Origin of the sequence: Mycolicibacterium baixiangningiae (genome assembly GCF_016313185.1) — a bacterium.
Taxonomy (GTDB): domain Bacteria; phylum Actinomycetota; class Actinomycetes; order Mycobacteriales; family Mycobacteriaceae; genus Mycobacterium; species Mycobacterium baixiangningiae.
The window spans coordinates 2,143,407-2,161,522 of record NZ_CP066218.1; the positions used below are offsets into that span (position 1 = coordinate 2,143,407).

General features: G+C 65.4%; 12 protein-coding genes and 2 tRNA genes. 11 read left to right on the forward strand and 3 right to left on the reverse strand.

Annotation, left to right across the window (positions count from 1 at the left end; all coding sequences use genetic code 11):
* Window positions 1-90: 90 nt before the first annotated feature.
* The 5 genes from I7X18_RS10095 (at window position 91) to I7X18_RS10115 (ending at window position 6,857) form a co-directional block, all read left to right on the forward strand.
* Window positions 91-2,247: a molybdopterin-containing oxidoreductase family protein gene (locus I7X18_RS10095; RefSeq protein WP_193047132.1), complete on the forward strand. Its 2,157-nt coding sequence runs from the start codon at window positions 91-93 to the stop codon at window positions 2,245-2,247.
* A gap of 112 nt (window positions 2,248-2,359) precedes the next feature.
* Window positions 2,360-3,070 (forward strand): GAF domain-containing protein, encoded by a 711-nt coding sequence (locus I7X18_RS10100; RefSeq protein WP_226863887.1) that lies wholly within the window; start codon window positions 2,360-2,362, stop codon window positions 3,068-3,070.
* 166 nt (window positions 3,071-3,236) lie between these two features.
* A complete protein-coding gene (locus I7X18_RS10105) occupies window positions 3,237-4,748 on the forward strand; it encodes a sugar transferase (RefSeq protein ID WP_193047133.1) in 1,512 nt (503 codons plus the stop codon).
* A 50-nt stretch (window positions 4,749-4,798) separates the two neighbouring features.
* Complete coding sequence (locus tag I7X18_RS10110; RefSeq protein WP_232375450.1) at window positions 4,799-5,464, forward strand: undecaprenyl diphosphate synthase family protein; 666 nt, start codon at window positions 4,799-4,801, stop codon at window positions 5,462-5,464.
* 4 nt (window positions 5,465-5,468) lie between these two features.
* A complete protein-coding gene (locus I7X18_RS10115; protein WP_193047134.1) occupies window positions 5,469-6,857 on the forward strand; it encodes an FAD-dependent oxidoreductase in 1,389 nt (462 codons plus the stop codon).
* Here I7X18_RS10115 and I7X18_RS10120 read toward each other — a convergent pair.
* The gene (locus I7X18_RS10120) at window positions 6,830-9,607 is read right to left on the reverse strand and encodes a glycosyl hydrolase family 28-related protein (RefSeq protein WP_232375451.1); all 2,778 of its coding nucleotides are present in this window, start codon (window positions 9,605-9,607) and stop codon (window positions 6,830-6,832) included. The two genes, I7X18_RS10115 and I7X18_RS10120, sit on opposite strands and share 28 nt — an antisense overlap.
* Before the next feature lie 71 nt (window positions 9,608-9,678).
* Here I7X18_RS10120 and I7X18_RS10125 point away from each other — a divergent pair, with 71 nt between their 5' ends.
* Complete coding sequence (locus I7X18_RS10125) at window positions 9,679-11,853, forward strand: glutamine synthetase III family protein (protein WP_193047136.1); 2,175 nt, start codon at window positions 9,679-9,681, stop codon at window positions 11,851-11,853.
* A 228-nt stretch (window positions 11,854-12,081) separates the two neighbouring features.
* Here the strand turns inward: I7X18_RS10125 and I7X18_RS10130 are convergent.
* Window positions 12,082-12,155, reverse strand: a tRNA-Gly gene (locus I7X18_RS10130).
* A gap of 139 nt (window positions 12,156-12,294) precedes the next feature.
* On the opposite strand from I7X18_RS10130, the gene I7X18_RS10135 reads away from it, so the two are divergent.
* The 5 genes from I7X18_RS10135 to clpX all read left to right on the forward strand — a co-directional run bounded on the left by I7X18_RS10135 (window position 12,295) and on the right by clpX (window position 16,833).
* Window positions 12,295-12,368 (forward strand) — tRNA-Pro (locus tag I7X18_RS10135).
* A gap of 64 nt (window positions 12,369-12,432) precedes the next feature.
* The gene (gene tig / locus I7X18_RS10140) at window positions 12,433-13,851 is read left to right on the forward strand and encodes a trigger factor (RefSeq protein ID WP_193047137.1); all 1,419 of its coding nucleotides are present in this window, start codon (window positions 12,433-12,435) and stop codon (window positions 13,849-13,851) included.
* A gap of 154 nt (window positions 13,852-14,005) precedes the next feature.
* Window positions 14,006-14,593: an ATP-dependent Clp protease proteolytic subunit gene (locus I7X18_RS10145; RefSeq protein ID WP_226863997.1), complete on the forward strand. Its 588-nt coding sequence runs from the start codon at window positions 14,006-14,008 to the stop codon at window positions 14,591-14,593.
* Window positions 14,593-15,240, forward strand: a complete 648-nt coding sequence (locus tag I7X18_RS10150; RefSeq protein WP_193047139.1) for an ATP-dependent Clp protease proteolytic subunit — start codon at window positions 14,593-14,595, stop codon at window positions 15,238-15,240. Before I7X18_RS10145 ends, I7X18_RS10150 begins: the two co-directional genes overlap by 1 nt.
* A 312-nt stretch (window positions 15,241-15,552) precedes the next feature.
* Window positions 15,553-16,833: an ATP-dependent Clp protease ATP-binding subunit ClpX gene (gene clpX / locus I7X18_RS10155; RefSeq protein WP_193047140.1), complete on the forward strand. Its 1,281-nt coding sequence runs from the start codon at window positions 15,553-15,555 to the stop codon at window positions 16,831-16,833.
* 71 nt (window positions 16,834-16,904) lie between these two features.
* Here clpX and I7X18_RS10160 read toward each other — a convergent pair whose 3' ends face one another.
* The gene (locus tag I7X18_RS10160) at window positions 16,905-18,005 is read right to left on the reverse strand and encodes a fatty acid desaturase family protein (RefSeq protein ID WP_193047141.1); all 1,101 of its coding nucleotides are present in this window, start codon (window positions 18,003-18,005) and stop codon (window positions 16,905-16,907) included.
* Between the last annotated feature and the right edge of the window lie 111 nt (window positions 18,006-18,116).

Below are 18,116 nucleotides of genomic sequence, written 5' to 3' on the forward strand. Positions count from 1 at the left end.
CGTCGAGTCACAGCAGCTTAATGTCCGTGCAATTACCGGGCCACAATCCTCGTCCTAACTGGTAGCACCACCTCAGCCCAGGAGGACCCCGTGAAGGAACTCACCATCGTGCGTGGCGCATGCCCGCACGACTGCCCTGACACCTGCGCCATGCTCTACCACGTCGAGGACGGCAAACTCGTTGACGTCCAAGGTGATCCGAACCACCCGATGACCAGGGGCAACCTGTGTGTCAAGGTCAAGAACTTTCACGAACACCACTATCAGTCCGATCGGCTGCTCTACCCGATGCGGCGGGTGGGGGCGAAGGGTTCCGGTGCGTTCGAGCGGATCTCGTGGGACGAGGCGCTCGCGGAGATCAAACAGCGGTGGACGGCGATCATCGACGAGTACGGCAGCCAGGCGATCATGCCGCACGCCTACCTCGGACACCAGGGTGTGCTCAACGGGTTGACCGCAGGCGACGCGTTCTTCAACCGGCTGGGGTCGACGGTGGCGGAGAAGACGTATTGCGAATCCGGCTCGTCGACCGCGTGGCACATGACCGTCGGCGGGTCGGGCGGTCTCGACGTCGAGTCGATGGCGCATTCGAAGTACATCATCGTGTGGGGCATGAACATGACCAGCACGAACCTGCACGGCTGGCCGTTCCTGCTCGAGGCGCGCAAGAAAAACGGCGCGAAGATCGTCGTCATCGACCCGGTGAACAACAGGACTGCGCGCCAGGCTGATTGGCACATCCGGATCCGCCCCGGCACCGACGGGGCGCTCGCGCTGGGGATGATCCACGAGATCATCGCCCAGGGGCTGACCGATACCGATTACGTCGAGAAGTACACGGTGGGCTTCGCCGAACTCGCCGCCCGTGCCGCGGAATACCCGCCCGAACGGGTCGAGGAGATCACCGGTGTGCCCGCCGAGGACGTCCGCACGTTGGCGCGCGAGTATGCGACGAGCCAGCCCGCGGCGATCCGTCAGGGCGTGGCGCTGGAGCGTAGCCGCGGTGGGGGACAGGCGATTCGGGCCATCACGTGTCTGCCCGCACTGGTCGGCGCGTGGCGCCACGTCGGTGGCGGCACGATGGAGATGCCGATCTGGGAGTTCCCCACCCGGTTCGACAAGATCTGCATGCCGGAGTGGATTCCGGAGGGCACCCGCGTGGTCAACGAGCTCGACCTCGGGATGGCACTGACCGGTGAACTCGAACTCGACCCGCCCATCAAATCGCTGTTCGTCTACAACTCCAACCCGGTGTCCCAAGGCCCCGCTCAGGAGAAGACGATGCGCGGGCTGATGCGCGACGACCTCTTCACCGTCGTCAGCGAGCACTTCATCACCGACACCGCCAAGTACGCCGATCTGGTGCTGCCGGCCACCATGCAGGCCGAACAGCTCGACATCATGGTGACGTGGGGTCATCTCTACATCTCGCTCAATCAGCCGGCGATCGCACCGCCGGGTGAGTGCATACCCAACGTCGAACTGTTCCGGCGGCTGGCCCGGACCATGGGCTTCGACGAGGAGTCGATGGTGTACTGGAACCGCACCGACCGGGAAATGCTCATCGACTTCCACGACTGGGATGCCCCTGCACTGGAGGGCATCACCTACGAAATGCTCGAAGAGCTCGGCTGGATGCGCTTGAACGTCGGCACCCCGGATGTGCGGGCGCCGCACGCCGAGGGCAACTTCCCGACGCCGTCGGGTAAGTGCGAGTTCAAGTCCAGCCTCGCCGAGGGCGGCAACTTCGTGGTGCCGGTGTGGCGGTCCATGTATGAGGGGATGCAACCCGGCGAGTACGTGGACCCGGTACCCGACTATGTGCCCCCGTTCGAATCACCTCAGTCCAATCCAGAACTCGCGCAGTGCTATCCGTTGAGCATCATCTCGCCGAAACCGCACGCCTTCCTCAACAGTCAATACGGCAACGCGCCGGACAAACAACGCGTCCAGGGCGGCCAGCGGGTGTTCATCCATCCCGAGGACGCCACCGCACGCGGGATCGCCGAAGGGGAGATGGTGCGGGTGTTCAACGACCGCGGATCCTTCGTCGGCCCGGCCACCTACGAGCCGGACCTGATGCCGGGCCTGGTGATGGCCAACGTGGGGCACTGGCAGGGCGCCGGGTCCGGGACGACGGTCAACGCGATCACTGCGGACCGGCACTGCGGGCTGGGCAACGCCGGTGTGTACGGCGACAACCTCGTCGAGGTCCAGAAGGTCGCGAGCGAGGCCGTCGCCAGTTAGGCGAGCTGGTCGCGGCGAATGAGTCAGCGGGCGGACGCATTTGGGAGTTCGTTCCGACGTTTCTCCCGCGCCATCTGTGTTGATGTTGACTGGTTCGGATACCGTTTGTCGGATGACCGGCTCTCTGACAGGGTTCGACGAGTTTCTCAACCGGCTGCTCGAAGAATGCGCGCGCGACGCGGGCGAAAACGTCGTCTCCTATGTGGCCCGCGCTGTGGGCTCGCAGATGGTGGCTGATCTGAGGCGTACCGGGGGTGGCTCGGTCGAGGAGCTGATGGCGCACCTCAACGAGTGCATGGTGTTTGCCGAGACGGAGATGCCGAGTGTCGAGGCCGAGATAACCGACCCGGATCGTCTGCACGCGTTGTATGCCACCGGGCTGCTCGACTCGCCGCCGGAAGAGGACTACGACCGCATCACCCGTGCGGCCGCCGCCGCGCTGGACGCCCCGTCGGCCGCCATCTCCCTCATCGACGTCGACCGGCAGTTCTTCAAGAGTTCGGTGGGGATGGGCACATCCGGAGAGGACCGCCAGACGCCACTCGACCGGTCCGTGTGCCAATATGCGGTGGCAAACGGTGCGGCATTACTTCTCGAGGACGCCCGGACGGACCCGGTATTCCGGAACCACCCGGCGGTAATCGACGGTTCCGTGGTCGCCTATCTCGGCATACCGTTGATCGACGATCACGACAACGCCGTCGGAACGCTGTGCGTATTTGATGACAAGCCGCGGTTGTGGGGTACCGGCCATGTTCAGATCCTCAGTGACCTCGCCCATTTGGCCGCCGAGCGAATGTTCCGGTCCGGCGGTTCCCGATAAGTGCTGATCGACCCGCCGCCTGACGGCTGACACACCCGCCGGCAAATTTCCTCGGGACGCGTCGCTGATCTCCTTCCGTCCTACCCCTGGCTAATTTATGGTTGAATGCGCAAGGGAGTGTCGGGGGGGAAGTGGCACATGCATTCAGACGTGCGGCCGGTGAACGATGACCTCTAGCGGTCAGATGGTGGTTCCGCGTCAGCGGGCCGCTGTGACGTCGGTACGCAGCCGCGTTTCCGCCCCGCCGCGCTGGCTTCTCCGCATGCGCGACGAGTCCGGGTACATCGCGCTCACCGTGTTGCTCGACGTCTGGGCCGGTGTCTGGACGGTGGTGCTGGCGCATCTGTGGATCGGCAATCAGTCGGACAACCGCAATATCCTCCTGATCTCGTGGCTGTTCGTGCCGATCCTGGTGATCGTCCTGGCCACTCGGGCGATGTACAAGCGGAAGCTGAATCGCAGCTTCCTCGACGAGCTCGAACCGGTGGAGACGGCGGTGGCGGTCTCGGCGCTCGCGACGTTGGCGATCATCACGGTGCTCGTACCACCGTGGCAGCCGGGCGAGACGGTGACGGACCACGTCCGCCCCAGCGACGTGATGATTCGGGTGTGGCTGTGCGGTGCCGCCGTCGTGCCGGCGGTGCGGCTACTGAGGTCCGTCGCCCAGCGTTATCTGCGGCGCAAGTACCGATTCGGCACGCCGGCGCTGATCGTCGGCTCCGGCCCGATCACCCATCAGCTGATCACCCGGATGGCTCAGGTGCCCGACTACGGTCTGCGTCCGGTCGGTGTGCTCGACGACGTGCGGCCCAGCGACGCGGATCTGGTCGACGTGCCCTACCTGGGGACCATCGAGAACTTCGAGGTGGCCGCCCGCGCAACGGGCGCCGAGGACCTCATCGTCGCACCGTCAGCCGTCCCCGGTGAGCAATTGTCACGCTGCGCCCAGGAGGCGCAGAAGCTCGGGATGCGGGTGCGCGTCGTACCGCGGATGATGGAGGTCGTCAACGGCAACGCGCGGATCGAGCACCTGGGCGGAGTCCCTCTGATGGTGCTCTCGCCGGTCGATCCCAAGGGATGGCAGTTCGCGCTCAAACACAGCTTGGGCCGAGCCATCGCCGCCCTGGTGATTCTGCTGATCTCACCGGTCCTTCTCGGCCTCGCGCTCCTGGTAAAGCTCAGCTCACCGGGGCCGGTCTTCTTCCGTCAGCCACGCGTCGGACGCGACGGCAACGTGTTCGACTGTCTGAAGTTCCGCAGCATGCGGCCCGCCGCCCCGGCCGACGCCGCCTTCGAACTCCAGGAGGGGGCAGCCCCGGGCGGTGTGGAGGGCGACGACCGGCGCACGCGAATCGGCAAGATCATGCGCAAGACGTCGCTGGACGAATTGCCCCAGCTGCTCAACGTGCTCAAGGGCGATATGACCTTGGTCGGGCCGCGTCCGGAGCGTCCGGAATTCGTCGAATTGTTCGAGGTGCACGTGCGGCGCTACGGCGAGCGGCACCGGGTGAAGGCGGGGATCACGGGATGGTCCCAGGTGCACGGACTGCGCGGACAGACCTCGATCGCCGACCGTGCGGAGTTCGACAACTACTACATCGAGAACTGGTCGCTGCTCCTGGACTTCAAGATTTTGATCTTGACCGTTCTGGCCGTCCTGCGACCGACGGAAGAATAATCGCCGACGTATCCGGCTGATTGGCTGAGCAATTCGGGTACTCTCTATAAGTGGGGTTATTGCCGAGGGTCGAGCCGGCACACGTGGGGTTGATTCCGGACGGGCTGCGGCGCTGGGCGGACGCCAATGGCACCACTTTGACCGACGCCTATCGACGGGGGGCGGAGAAGGTCGTCGAAATTCTTCTCGCGCTGAAACGACACGATGTGCGGACAGTGTCGGTGTACAACTTGAGCCGGGCGAATTTGGCGCGACGCGGCGACGAATTGGCGGCGGTTTATGCGGCCTCCATTCATTTCTTCAGCACGCTGATTCCCGCTAATTTCGACCCCGCCGTCTGCAGTGTGAAACTGCACGGCGACCGGACGCTGCTGCCGGCCGATTACCTCGCGGCCGCGGTCGACCTCGAGAAGGCGATGCGCGGCGACGCCTTCCGGATCAACATCCTCGCCGCGTACGACGCGGGCGACGAACTGCGTGACGCCTGCCGGCGGGCGCAGCGTGAGAGGTGTGACATCACCGCCGCATTCGAGATCGGGGACGTCGACCTGGTCATCCGCACTACTCCGGAGCCGTTGCTCAGCGGCTTTCTGCCGCTGCAGTCGCAATACGCCCAACTCGTCTTCCTCACCACACCGCTCAACGACCTAGAACCCCGACAGGTCGACGACCTCCTCGCCGAATACTGTCGCTTCCCCCAACGCCGCGGAAGGTGACGCGGTGTCCACCAGGAGTCCGCTGATCATCGGCGCCGGGCCCGCCGGGCTGACCGCGGCACTCGAACTGGTCAACAGGGGAGTGACGCCGCGACTCTACGAGGCGTCGGGAAATGTCGGCGGGTTGGCCCGCACGCCCTGCGTTGACGGTTGGCGCGTCGACCCCGGGGGACACCGCTTCTTCACGAGAAACCAAGCCGTCCTGGATATCTGGCGATCTCTGCTTCCCGCCGACCAGTGGGTCGAGGTGCCTCGGCGCTCCGCCATGCTGGTCGACGGGCGCCATGTGCGGTATCCGCTCGTGGGCCGGGATCTGATGACCCAGCTGGGTTTCGGAAGCGGACTCCGCGGTGTGGCCTCGCTGGCATTGGCGAGAGTACGTCGCGGGATACGACGCGACCCCGATTCTGAAAGCTTCCGGAACTGGGGCACAGGGGAATTCGGTCGGCACTGGTACGAGCTGTTCTTCGACGGCTACGTTCGCAAGACCTGGCTGGCGGAACCGGCCGACCTGACCAGTGACTGGGCGAACCAGCGGATCCGGCCGATCCGCTGGCGCAAGGCGGAGGAATTCGCCGCGCGCGACGTCTTCCTGTACCCCCGCCGAGGACCCGGTCAACTGTGGGAGGCCGCCGCCGCGGCATTGGCCCACAACGGGGTGGTCGCGTCGCTGAACTCACCGGTCGTGGCCGTGCGGTCCGACCGTGCCGGGTGGACGGTCGAACTGGAGAACGGGGACACCGCATCCGGGGATGCGGTGTTCTCCAGCATGCCGCTGCGGGTGCTGGTGAATGCACTGCAACCCACACCGCCCGAACACATCCGGACCGCGGCTGCCGCCCTCAAACACCGCGCACTGATCACCGTCGGGATTGCGTTCCGCGAACACCTCGAGCTGCCCTACAACTGGGTGTACACCCCGAGCGTGGAGATGCGGGTGGGCCGCATCCAGAACTACACCAGGTGGTCGGCCGAACTCTCACCCGCGCACTGGCGCGGCACCCACCTTGGCTTGGAGTACTTCACCAATTCCGACGGTGACCTGTGGACGGCCGGCGACGAAGCCATGGCCCGGATCGTGCAACAGGATCTTCGCACGCTGGGGGTCGGTGACGTCGCCGTCGAGACGATGTCGTTCGTCCGTTCGCAGTTCGCCTATCCCGTCTACGATCCGGCCCGGGAGGCGAGCGTCGCCCTGATTCGGGACTATCTGCGCATCCACCACCCGTCGATTCGGCCCATGGGGCGCAACGGTATGCACCACTACGACAACCAGGATCACGCGATGTTGAGCGCGATGGGCAGCGTCGCCCGGTACTTCGGTGACGACATCGATCCGTGGCAGGTCAACAAGGACCTGCGGTATCAGGAGTTCGGGCTGCTGAGGATGTGAGCGGCCGGTGTGGTGTCGCCCAGCAGAGCCGAACGCCACTGCGGTGACGCCTCGCCCTGGTGCAGCCAGGTGACGTTGATGTACCAGTTCACTGGACCGTACGGCCCACCCTGGACGAAGATGTCCGAACCGGTGGCGTCACGTTCGGTGGTGTAGGTCAGGTTCTCGATCCGCACACCGTCGCCGGCGATGTTCTCGGTCGGGTTGCCGCCGCTGAGTTCCACTGCCAAGAACGATGATCCGATGTGGTCGTCGATCGTCACCACGATGTTCGCCACGTCGATGTCGTAGACCTGCAGGAACCGCACCCCGTAGCCTCCGCCGGAGCCGCGGCCGGGCAGATTCGCCGTGATGGTGTCGAACGAGGCGTTCTTCACGCGGAAGAGTTGCACGGCATCGCTGTTGGCCCCGTGCGATTCCACGTTGCCGAACTGCACACCGGCGATGTCCTGGATGAGGATCCGGCCGGGGCCCTCGAGGATCAGATCATCGATCGTCAGATTCGACGACGGCAGGTCGGCGACGCTGTAGTGATCGCGGATCCGCGACGCGCCGAGGATGTTGATGTTGCTGTCGTGGACCGAGACCAGCCGCACATTGTCGATCACCGAATCCCGCAGTGAGCCGAGCAGTATCCCGCCGTTGCCACCGCCGAGCGGGCCGACGTTCCCGTCCACCTCGGCGTAGATGTTGCGCAGGGTGAGGCCGGCGAACTTGCTGGTGGTCGTCCACGGTGTTTCGACGGCGATCGACCAGTTGCTGGAGTTGTGGATCGTGACGTCGGTGATGGTCAGGCCCGAGAAGTCCCACCACATGGAGTCTTCTGTGCCGTCGATGTTGTTGGTGCCGAGCACGATTCCGGTCTGGGCGCCGGTGATGGTGACATCGGAGATGGTGATGTTTCGCGATGCCAAACTCGTCCAGTCACCGGGACCGGTGGCCTTCGCGGAGTTGACGTGGAAACCGAAATCCTTGCCCGTCACCGTGACATCGGTGATGGTGATGTCGTAACCGCCCTGAACGCGGAAGCCGTTGGCCCGGCCGCCGGTCACCGTGATGTTCGAGGCGACCGAGCCGCCGTTGTTCCACTCACCCAGGCCGGGCTGATTGAACGGCCCGTCGGTCGGACCGTACGTCCACGGCAGTGTGGGGTCGTAGTAGGTGACGAACGCCAGGCCGTCGTCCCCGTTGTTCTGTGCGACGAGCCCGTTCACGGTGACCCGGCGGTTCGAGTTGAAATGCAATCCGTCGGCCAGTGTGCCGATCGCGGTGAAGTTCGTGACGGTCACATCGGAGGCGCCCATGAAGACCGCTCCGGCCTGCGGTGCGTTCACCACGCGGGCGTTGATGAGCGAGACGTTCGACACCGTTCCCGTCGATCCCGTCCAGGTGGGCGGGGGCGGGGTGTTCGACGCCCAGCCGAGCACCGAGATCCCGTCGCCGAAGCTGCGCGCCGACGGCCTGGTCTTCCACTCGATCCTCGCGTTGAGGAGCGTCACGTTCGACGCGGCGCCCTCGACGCGGATGCCGTGGCTCGTGCCGTGGCCGTTGGCGCCGAGGTTGTCCATCAGCAACCGGGCGCCGGGCGCGAACTCCACGGTCACGTCGGACAGGCCCTTGAGCAGGACGGCAGCGTTGCCGGCGGGGTTCTGCTGCGCGAACCGGTAACTGCCCTCGGGGAAGTAGAGGCGCTGGCCGGAGGTCAACGCGGCTTCGGCGGCTTTGATCGCCGCCGAATCATCGGTGATGCCGTCGCCGACCGCGCCGTAGTCCTTGACGTTGATGGTCGTGATCGGCGTGGTCGACGACGATGACGACGGTGTGGTCTGCCGGACAGGCGCGGTGGTGACCGCCGTGCCGAGGAACTGGCGACGCGCCCACGCCAACACGGCCCACATCGCGGGGTTGTCGACCGGGGCGGGCGTCCCGCCGACGCCGAAGGCGGTCGCCAGTTTCGCGACGACGCCCTGCGGTTGGGCGGGCTTGTCGGCGGCCGCCGGTGCTTCGGGTGTGGCCGGTGCTTCGGCCTCGGGCAGCGGCGCCGCCGCGGGCAGGTCGTCGGCGGGGGCCTCGACGACGGGATCCTCGTCCTCGACAACATTCACCGGGAGGTCGATCACGACCTCGTCGTCTGCAGCCGGGACCTCTTCAGCCGGTTCGTCGGATGGTTGTGGGGTGGATACGGGATCGGTGTCATCCGAGCCGTGGTCGACGGTGTCTGCGTCGGCTTCGTCGTCGGCTTCGTCGTCGGCTTCGTCGTCGGCCGGTTCTGCCGGCGCCTCGACGTCGTCTTCGAGCGCCTCGTCGCCCTCGACCTCGTCCTCGAGCGTCTCGCCGGCGTCAGCATCGTCGGTCTCGGTGTCGGCGTCCGCGTCCGCGTCGGTCTGATCGGCCGGTCGCGTGTCGGTCGATGCGTCGGCGCCGGCGGATACGCCCGCTCCCGGGGTGTCGGCCGCGGGCTCCGCTCCCGCGATGCCCGGCGAAAGAAACAGCCCGACGCCGACTGCCAACGCTGCGCCGCTCACGCGGCATGCCTGATTACCCACGGTTATGTCCCCCCGAATTTTCACTCGCGTCAACGAGTGCCGTGGACAGGATATATGCAGAAACGCATATTTGAAATAGCAACTTTCTGCGGCGGCAGGAGGTAGACCGGTGGTCGGTCTCTCGCAACCGGGGGTCGCGATCACGGAGGGGGTGACGATCACTGCCGTGTTCTGGCGTTGACCGCGACGTAACAGGCCCGCCATGAGGTGTTCCTAGGGTTGGCCGGTCCCGTCCGCGAAATCGATTGCGGACGCAAGCGGGAGAAGGAAGTCCATTGAGCGGAAACTCGGTCCGACTGCAGGCGATCCACAAGGTCGAGGCGTACGTGCCTCCGGCGATCAGCTTCGACCCCTCCGAGGCGCCCGGTGAGGTGTTCGGTTCCAACGTCTTCACCAAATCCGTCATGCAGCAGCGGTTGCCGAAGTCGGTCTTCAAGTCGGTGACGGCCACGATCGAGAAGGGGGCCATGCTCGACCCCGCGGTCGCAGATTCCGTGGCGTCGGCGATGAAGGATTGGGCGCTGGAGAAGGGTGCTACCCACTACGCGCACGTCTTCTACCCTCTGACGGGATTGACCGCGGAAAAGCACGACAGCTTCCTGGAGCCGGTGTCCGACGGCGCGACGTTGGCCGAGTTCGCGGGTAAGACGCTGATCCAGGGTGAGCCGGACGCGTCGAGCTTCCCCAGCGGCGGTCTGCGCAACACCTTCGAGGCGCGCGGTTACACCGGCTGGGATGTCACCAGCCCCGCCTACATCCTCGAGAACCCCAACGGCAACACGCTGTGCATCCCCACCGTGTTCGTGTCGATGACCGGTGAGGCTCTCGACCACAAGACGCCGCTGCTGCGCAGCCAGCAAGCCATGGGTGGGCACGCCGAGCGCATTCTGAAGCTGTTCGGGCACAGCAACTTCGACCACATCGTGTCGTTCTGCGGTCCCGAGCAGGAGTACTTCCTGGTGGACCGGCACTTCTTCCTGGCCCGCCCGGACCTGCTCAACGCCGGCCGCACCCTGTTCGGCGCCAAGCCGCCCAAGGGCCAGGAGTTCGACGACCACTACTTCGGCGCGGTGCCCGAGCGGGTGCTCGGCTTCATGATGGACACCGAGCGTGAGCTGTTCAAACTCGGCATCCCGGCGAAGACCCGGCACAACGAGGTCGCGCCCGGCCAGTTCGAGATCGCCCCGATGTTCGAACGGGCCAACATCGCCTCAGACCACCAGCAGCTGCTGATGACGACGTTCAAGACCATCGCCAAGAAGCACGGCATGGAGTGCCTGTTCCACGAGAAGCCCTTCGACGGTGTCAACGGGTCGGGCAAGCACGTGAACTTCTCCCTGGGCAACGCGCAGTTCGGCAGCCTGCTGGTGCCCGGTGACACCCCGCACGAGAACGCCCAGTTCCTGGTGTTCTGCGCGGCGGTCATCCGCGCCGTGCACAAATACGCCGGCCTGCTGCGCGTTTCGGTGGCCTCGGCGACCAACGACCACCGACTCGGCGCCAACGAGGCGCCGCCGGCCATCATCTCGATCTTCCTCGGCGACCAGCTCGCCGACGTGTTCGATCAGATCGCCAAGGGTGCCGCGACGTCGTCGAAAGGCAAGGGCACCATGATGATCGGTGTCGACACCTTGCCTCATCTGCCGACCGACCCGGGCGATCGCAACCGCACCAGCCCGTTCGCGTTCACAGGCAACCGATTCGAGTTCCGCGCCCCCGGTTCTGGTCAGACGATCGCCGTGCCGATGGTCATGTTGAACACGATCATGGCGGAGTCACTGGACTACATCGCGACGTCGCTGGAGAAATCCGTCGAGGGCGGCGAGGACTTCGACATGGCCGTGCAGCAGTTGCTCACCGAGATCATCACCGAGCACGGGGCGGTGGTGTTCAACGGCGACGGTTACTCCGACACCTGGCCGATCGAGGCGGAGTCGCGCGGTCTGGCGAACCTGAAGACGACACTGGACGCCCTGCCCGAGCTGATCAAGCCGGAGTCGCTGGAGCTGTTCGCGAAGTACAAGGTGTTCAACGACCGCGAGATGCACAGCCGTTACGAGGTCGGGCTCGAGCAGTACGCCCTGACCATTCAGGTGGAGGCGAAACTGTGTCTCGAGCTCGGCTCGACGGTGATCCTGCCGGCTGCGCTGCGCTACCAGACCGAGGTCGCCCAGAACGTCGCCACGCTCAAGGCGGCCGGGCTCGAGCCGAGCACCTCACTGCTGGAGGATGTTTCGGCTCCGATCGCAGAACTCGTCAGCGCGCTCGCCGACCTGAAGAAGGGACTGGAGGACCACGCGGGGTCCAGTGCCCTCGACGAGGCGTCGCATGCACAGAGCCTGCTGCCGGCGATGGCCGCGGTGCGCTCCGCTGCCGACACATTGGAGGGCGTCGTGGCCGACGACCTGTGGCCGCTGCCGACCTACCAGGAGATGCTCTACATCCTGTGAGAGACGTCGCCGAGTGTGGGGGGACCCGTCCCCTGAGGCGGGCACTGGTAACCGCACCCCCACACTCGGCGATCTCGCAACGCCGTGCGGATGTCGGCGCTGCCACTCGAGCGTTGCGCACACCAACCGCACGCACGGACGCGGCGCACTCGCGGGCGCGCAGCGGAGGTACGACCAGCCGCCCGATCTGCCGGGCGACCTGCAAAACGCTCTCATCAGGGCTAATCGTGGAGCGGGCGACGGGAATCGAACCCGCGTAGCTAGTTTGGAAGACTAGGGCTCTACCATTGAGCTACGCCCGCACGGTGCGCAGTGGATCGTACCGGCGCGCACCGGGTCAATGCCAATTGGCTGCCTCGCGCGCGGCCGCCCTGTGCGGAAGACGTAGTATCTCCCGTGGTCAGCGCCACGCGTCAGCGCGCGGCGAGGACCGCGATGGCGCGGGGTGTAGCGCAGCTTGGTAGCGCATCCGCTTTGGGAGCGGAAGGCCGCAGGTTCAAATCCTGTCACCCCGACAACCAGCACCGATACAACCCGCAACGATATGAATCAGTACCCAGACATGAGGAGAGAACCGCAGTGAAGAGCACCGTCGAGAAGTTGAGCCCCACCCGGGTGCGCATCAACGTGGAGGTGCCCTTCACAGAACTCGAACCGGACTTCGACCGGGCGTTCAGCGAGCTCGCCAAGCAGATTCGACTGCCCGGATTCCGGCCCGGTAAGGCGCCGCGCAAGTTGCTCGAGGCCCGCGTCGGCCGCGAGGCCATGCTCGACCAGGTGGTCGGGGAGGCCGTTCCGGGTCGCTACACCGAGGCGGTCACGACCCAGGCCGTGCAGCCGCTGGGCCAGCCCGAGATCGAGATCACCAAGAAGGAGTACGGCGAGGACCTCGTGTTCACCGCCGAGGTCGACGTCCGTCCCGAGATCACGCTGCCGGACCTCGCCGCGTTGACCATCACCGTCGACCCGATCGAGGTCGCCGACGACGAGGTCGACGCCGAACTGGAATCGCTGCGCGCCCGCTTCGGGACACTGACCGGTGTCGACCGCCCCGCGAAGGACGGCGACTTCGTCTCGATCGACCTGTCGGCCACCGTCGACGGGCAGGACGTCCCTGAGGCCAAGACCGAAGGCCTGTCCCACGAGGTCGGCTCCGGCCAGTTGATCGAGGGTCTCGACGACGCGATCATCGGCCTGTCCGAAGGTGAGAGCAAGGAGTTCACCACCACGCTGGCCGCCGGTGAGCACGCCGGCAAAGAAGCACAGGTCACCGTCACGGTGAAGTCCATCAAGGAACGCGAACTGCCCGAGCCGGACGACGAATTCGCCCAGCTCGCCAGTGAATTCGACACCATCGACGAGCTCAGGGAGAGCCTGGTCGAGCAGGTCCGTCGGGTGAAGCGCGTGCAGCAGGCCGAGCAGATCCGCGACAAGGCGCTGGAGCTGCTGCTCGAGCAGACCGAGGTGCCGCTGCCGGAGAAGATCGTCCAGGCTCAGATCGACGACACGGTGCACAACGCGATCCACGGCCTCGATCACGATGAGGACCGCTTCGCCGAGCAGCTGGCCGAGCAGGGCAGCAGCCGTGAGGAGTTCGACGCCGACACGCGCACCGAAGCGGAGAAGGCCGTCAAGACCCAGCTCCTGATGGACGCGCTCGCCGATCAGCTCGAGGTCCAGGTCGGCCAGGGCGATCTCACCGAGCGACTGGTCCTGATGTCGCGGCAGTACGGCATCGAGCCGCAGCAGCTGCTGCAGGTCCTGCAGCAGAACAACCAGCTGCCCGCGATGTTCGCCGATGTGCGGCGCGGCCTGACCATCGCGGCCGTCGTACACGGCGCCAACGTCAAGGACACCGACGGCAACGAGGTCGACACCACCGAGTTCTTCGGCCCCTCGGGCGGCGCCCCGGCCGAGGGCGAAGAGGCCACGGAGTCCGACGAGAGCGACTCCGACGAGACTGACTCCGACGAGACCGAAACCGACGAGGCCAAGTGACGCTGTGAGCGAAAGCGCGCCCGTCAGGGAGTGCACGCTCACGCAGGTTGGTTAGTGTCGGTACGAAGACCACATCGACGAACACACCGACGAACACACCGCGAACTGGCGGACCCAAGACGTAGAAGAAAGCAGGTATCCAGTCGTGACTGTTATGCGTGGCGGGGCGGCGGGCCTCACGCTCCAGGATTCTGTCTACGAGCGGTTGCTCGCTGAGCGCATCATTTTCCTCGGCTCACAGGTGGACGACGACATCGCCAACCGCCTCTGCGCCCAGATCTTGCTGCTCTCGGCGGAGGACGCGACGAAGGACATCCACCTCTACATCAACTCGCCCGGCGGCTCGATCAGCGCCGGCATGGCGATCTACGACACGATGGTGCTGGCACCGTGCGACGTCGCCACCTACGCGATGGGGATGGCCGCCTCGATGGGTGAATTCCTGCTCGCCGCGGGCACGAAGGGCAAGCGTTATGCCCTGCCCCACGCCCGCATCCTGATGCATCAGCCGCTCGGCGGCATCACCGGTGGCGCGGCGGACATCGCGATCCAGGCCGAGCAGTTCGCGTCGATCAAGAAAGAGATGTTCCGCCTCAACGCCGAGTTCACCGGGCAGACCATCGAGCGCATCGAGGCCGACTCGGACCGCGACCGCTGGTTCACCGCCAAGGAAGCTCTCGAATACGGATTCGTCGACCACATCATCACCAGCGCCAGCATCAACGACGGAGTGGCCCCCTAATGAGCAACCAGACCGACCCCCGCCTCCAACCTCAGGCGCGCTACATCCTGCCGTCGTTCATCGAGCATTCGAGCTTCGGCGTCAAGGAGTCCAACCCGTACAACAAGCTGTTCGAGGAACGCATCATCTTCCTCGGCGTGCAGGTGGACGACGCGTCGGCGAACGACATCATGGCCCAATTGCTGGTGCTGGAGTCGCTCGATCCCGACCGTGACATCACGATGTACATCAACTCCCCGGGTGGGTCGTTCACCTCGCTGATGGCGATCTACGACACCATGCAGTACGTGCGTGCCGACATCCAGACGGTGTGCCTGGGCCAGGCCGCGTCTGCCGCCGCCGTGCTGCTGGCCGCAGGCACGCCGGGTAAGCGCCTCGCGCTGCCCAACGCGCGCATCCTCATCCACCAGCCCGCGCTCGGTGGCGTCATCCAGGGCCAGTTCTCCGATCTGGAGATCCAGGCCAAGGAGATCGAGCGCATGCGCACGCTGATGGAGGACACCCTGGCCCGCCACACGGGTAAGGAGAGCGCGGTCATCCGCAAGGACACCGACCGCGACAAGATCCTGACGGCCGCAGAGGCCAAGGACTACGGGATCATCGACACGGTGCTGGAGTACCGGAAGCTGTCCGCGCAGAAATCCTGACCGTCAGCGCCTGATTCGGCCCGGGGCCGGCAACGCCGTGTGCGGTGTTGCCGGCCTCGGTCGTTCGCTCCGGTAACGGTGACGACACGCCAAGGACATGGCGACGCGTGGCACGCGGCAACCGGACGAATCAGGCGCTATGTTGCACCGACAGCTGAATACCACCAGCGCGATTCGGCACTAACGGTCGCACCGCGCGGGAGATAACGGGTAGCGTCGGGAACAAGGCCCCATCAGGGTCCGATCAAAACCCCGAAGCGACCCACTGATCCGAGTGGCCGACGTCGAACAGGAAAGTAGGACCCCAGAACCATGGCACGCATTGGAGACGGCGGTGACCTGCTGAAGTGCTCGTTCTGCGGGAAGAGTCAAAAGCAGGTCAAGAAGCTGATCGCCGGCCCCGGCGTGTACATCTGTGACGAGTGCATCGACCTCTGCAACGAGATCATCGAAGAGGAGTTGGCCGACGCCGACGAGGTGAAACTCGACGAGCTGCCGAAACCCGCTGAGATCCGCGAGTTCCTCGAGAACTACGTCATCGGACAGGACACCGCCAAGCGCACCCTGGCCGTCGCTGTCTACAACCACTACAAGCGCATCCAGGCCGGCGAGAAGAGCCGTGATTCGCGCTCGGAGCCCGTCGAGCTGACGAAGTCCAACATCCTGATGCTGGGTCCGACCGGGTGCGGTAAGACCTACCTCGCGCAGACGCTGGCCAAGATGCTCAACGTGCCGTTCGCGATCGCCGACGCCACCGCGCTGACCGAAGCCGGCTACGTCGGTGAGGATGTCGAGAACATCCTCCTCAAGCTGATCCAGGCCGCCGACTACGACGTCAAGCGCGCCGAGACCGGCATCATCTACATCGACGAGGTCGACAAGATCGCCCGCAAGAGCGAGAACCCGTCGATCACCCGCGACGTCTCCGGTGAGGGTGTGCAGCAGGCGCTGCTGAAGATCCTCGAGGGCACGCAGGCATCGGTGCCGCCGCAGGGCGGCCGCAAGCACCCGCACCAGGAGTTCATCCAGATCGACACCACCAACGTGCTGTTCATCGTCGCGGGTGCGTTCGCCGGGCTGGAGAGAATCGTCTCCGATCGCGTCGGCAAGCGCGGCCTGGGCTTCGGCGCCGAGGTGCGGTCCAAGGCCGAGATCGACACCCAGGACCACTTCGCCGAGGTCATGCCCGAAGACCTGATCAAGTTCGGGCTGATCCCCGAGTTCATCGGCCGTCTGCCCGTGGTGGCGTCGGTGACGAACCTCGACAAGGAATCGTTGGTCAAGATCCTGTCGGAGCCGAAGAACGCTCTGGTCAAGCAGTACACCCGCCTGTTCGAGATGGACAACGTGGAGCTGGAGTTCACCGAGGACGCCCTCGACGCGATCGCCGAGCAGGCCATCCATCGGGGCACCGGCGCCCGTGGCCTGCGCGCCATCATGGAAGAAGTTCTGCTGCCGGTGATGTACGACATCCCCAGCCGCGACGACGTCGCGAAGGTGGTCGTCACCAAGGAGACCGTGGAGGACAACGTGCTCCCGACGATCGTCCCGCGCAAGCCCGCCCGCCCGGAGCGGCGCGACAAGAGCGCCTGACCCTCAGCTCGAATGCACTCAGGGTCGTGATCCTCGCGGATCACGACCCTGAGTGCTTTCTCGGCCGCACGTCAGTGCGTGAGCATGGCGTCCGATGCCGGCTTCAGGAATCGGTCCGGCAACGCGTATTTGTGGATCGTCCGGAACGTCTGCAGATACTGAACGGGCAGCGGACCCGTCGTGTACGGCAGGTCGTACTTGTCGCACAGTGCGCGCACCCGCTGCGAGATCTGGGCCAGCCGATTGCTCGGCAGATCAGGGAACAGGTGATGTTCGATCTGGTAGCAGAGGTTGCCGCTCATGAATGCCATTGCGGGGCCGGCATTGAAGTTCGCACTGCCCAGCATCTGCCGCAGGTACCACTCACCTCGCGTCTCCTCGTCGAGGACCGCGGCGTCGAATTTCTCGGCGCCGTCGGGAAAATGCCCACAGAAGATGACCACGTACGCCCACATGTTGCGCAGCACATTGGCCGCGGCATTGGCCGCGAGTGTCCGCCGGAACCGGCGCCCACTGAGGGCGGGCACGAGGACGTAATCCTTGGTGAGCTGCTTGCCGATCTTGCCGAAGAGTTCCCGGCCGCCCTTCGATCCGCCGGTCACGAGTGCGCGGTCCCGGGCTGCGTGCAGACCGTGCAGGGCGATACCCCACTCGAAGATCAAGGCCAGCAGGACATTTCGTAGGGGCGCAGCGAGGTAGTCCGGCTTCCATTCCTGGTCGGGGGACACTCGCAGCACGCCGAATCCGAGGTCGTCGTCGACACCGATCACGTTGTTGTACACGTGATGGGTGTAGTTGTGCGAGTAGCGCCACTGCGACGACAACCCCGCCATATCCCACTCCCACGTCGTGGAGTGGATCTCGGGATCGTTCATCCAGTCCCATTGACCGTGCCCGACGTTGTGGCCGATCTCCATGTTCTCGATGCTCTTGGCGACGGCCAGCGCGGCGGTGCCGAACAGCCACCCCGCCTTTCCGCGGGAACGGTGAATCACGATGCGCGCGGCCACGTCGAGCAGGCGCTGAGCGCGGATCGTGCGTCGGATGTAGGCGGCGTCGCGGGCGCCCAGCGACGCCTCGACGTCGGCGCGGATCGCGTCAAGTTCACGCGCGAGCGCCTCGACGTCCGCTTCACTCAGATGCGCGAAGGCAGCGACCTGTCTGATTGCCACATGAGTCCTCGGGTCGACGGGGGAGTGCGCACCTCGGATGCGCGCTGAGCCCCTTTGCTCAGGACCGGCTCCTGCAGGCTGAGTCTACGGGTCCGGCGTCCGCGCCTCGTC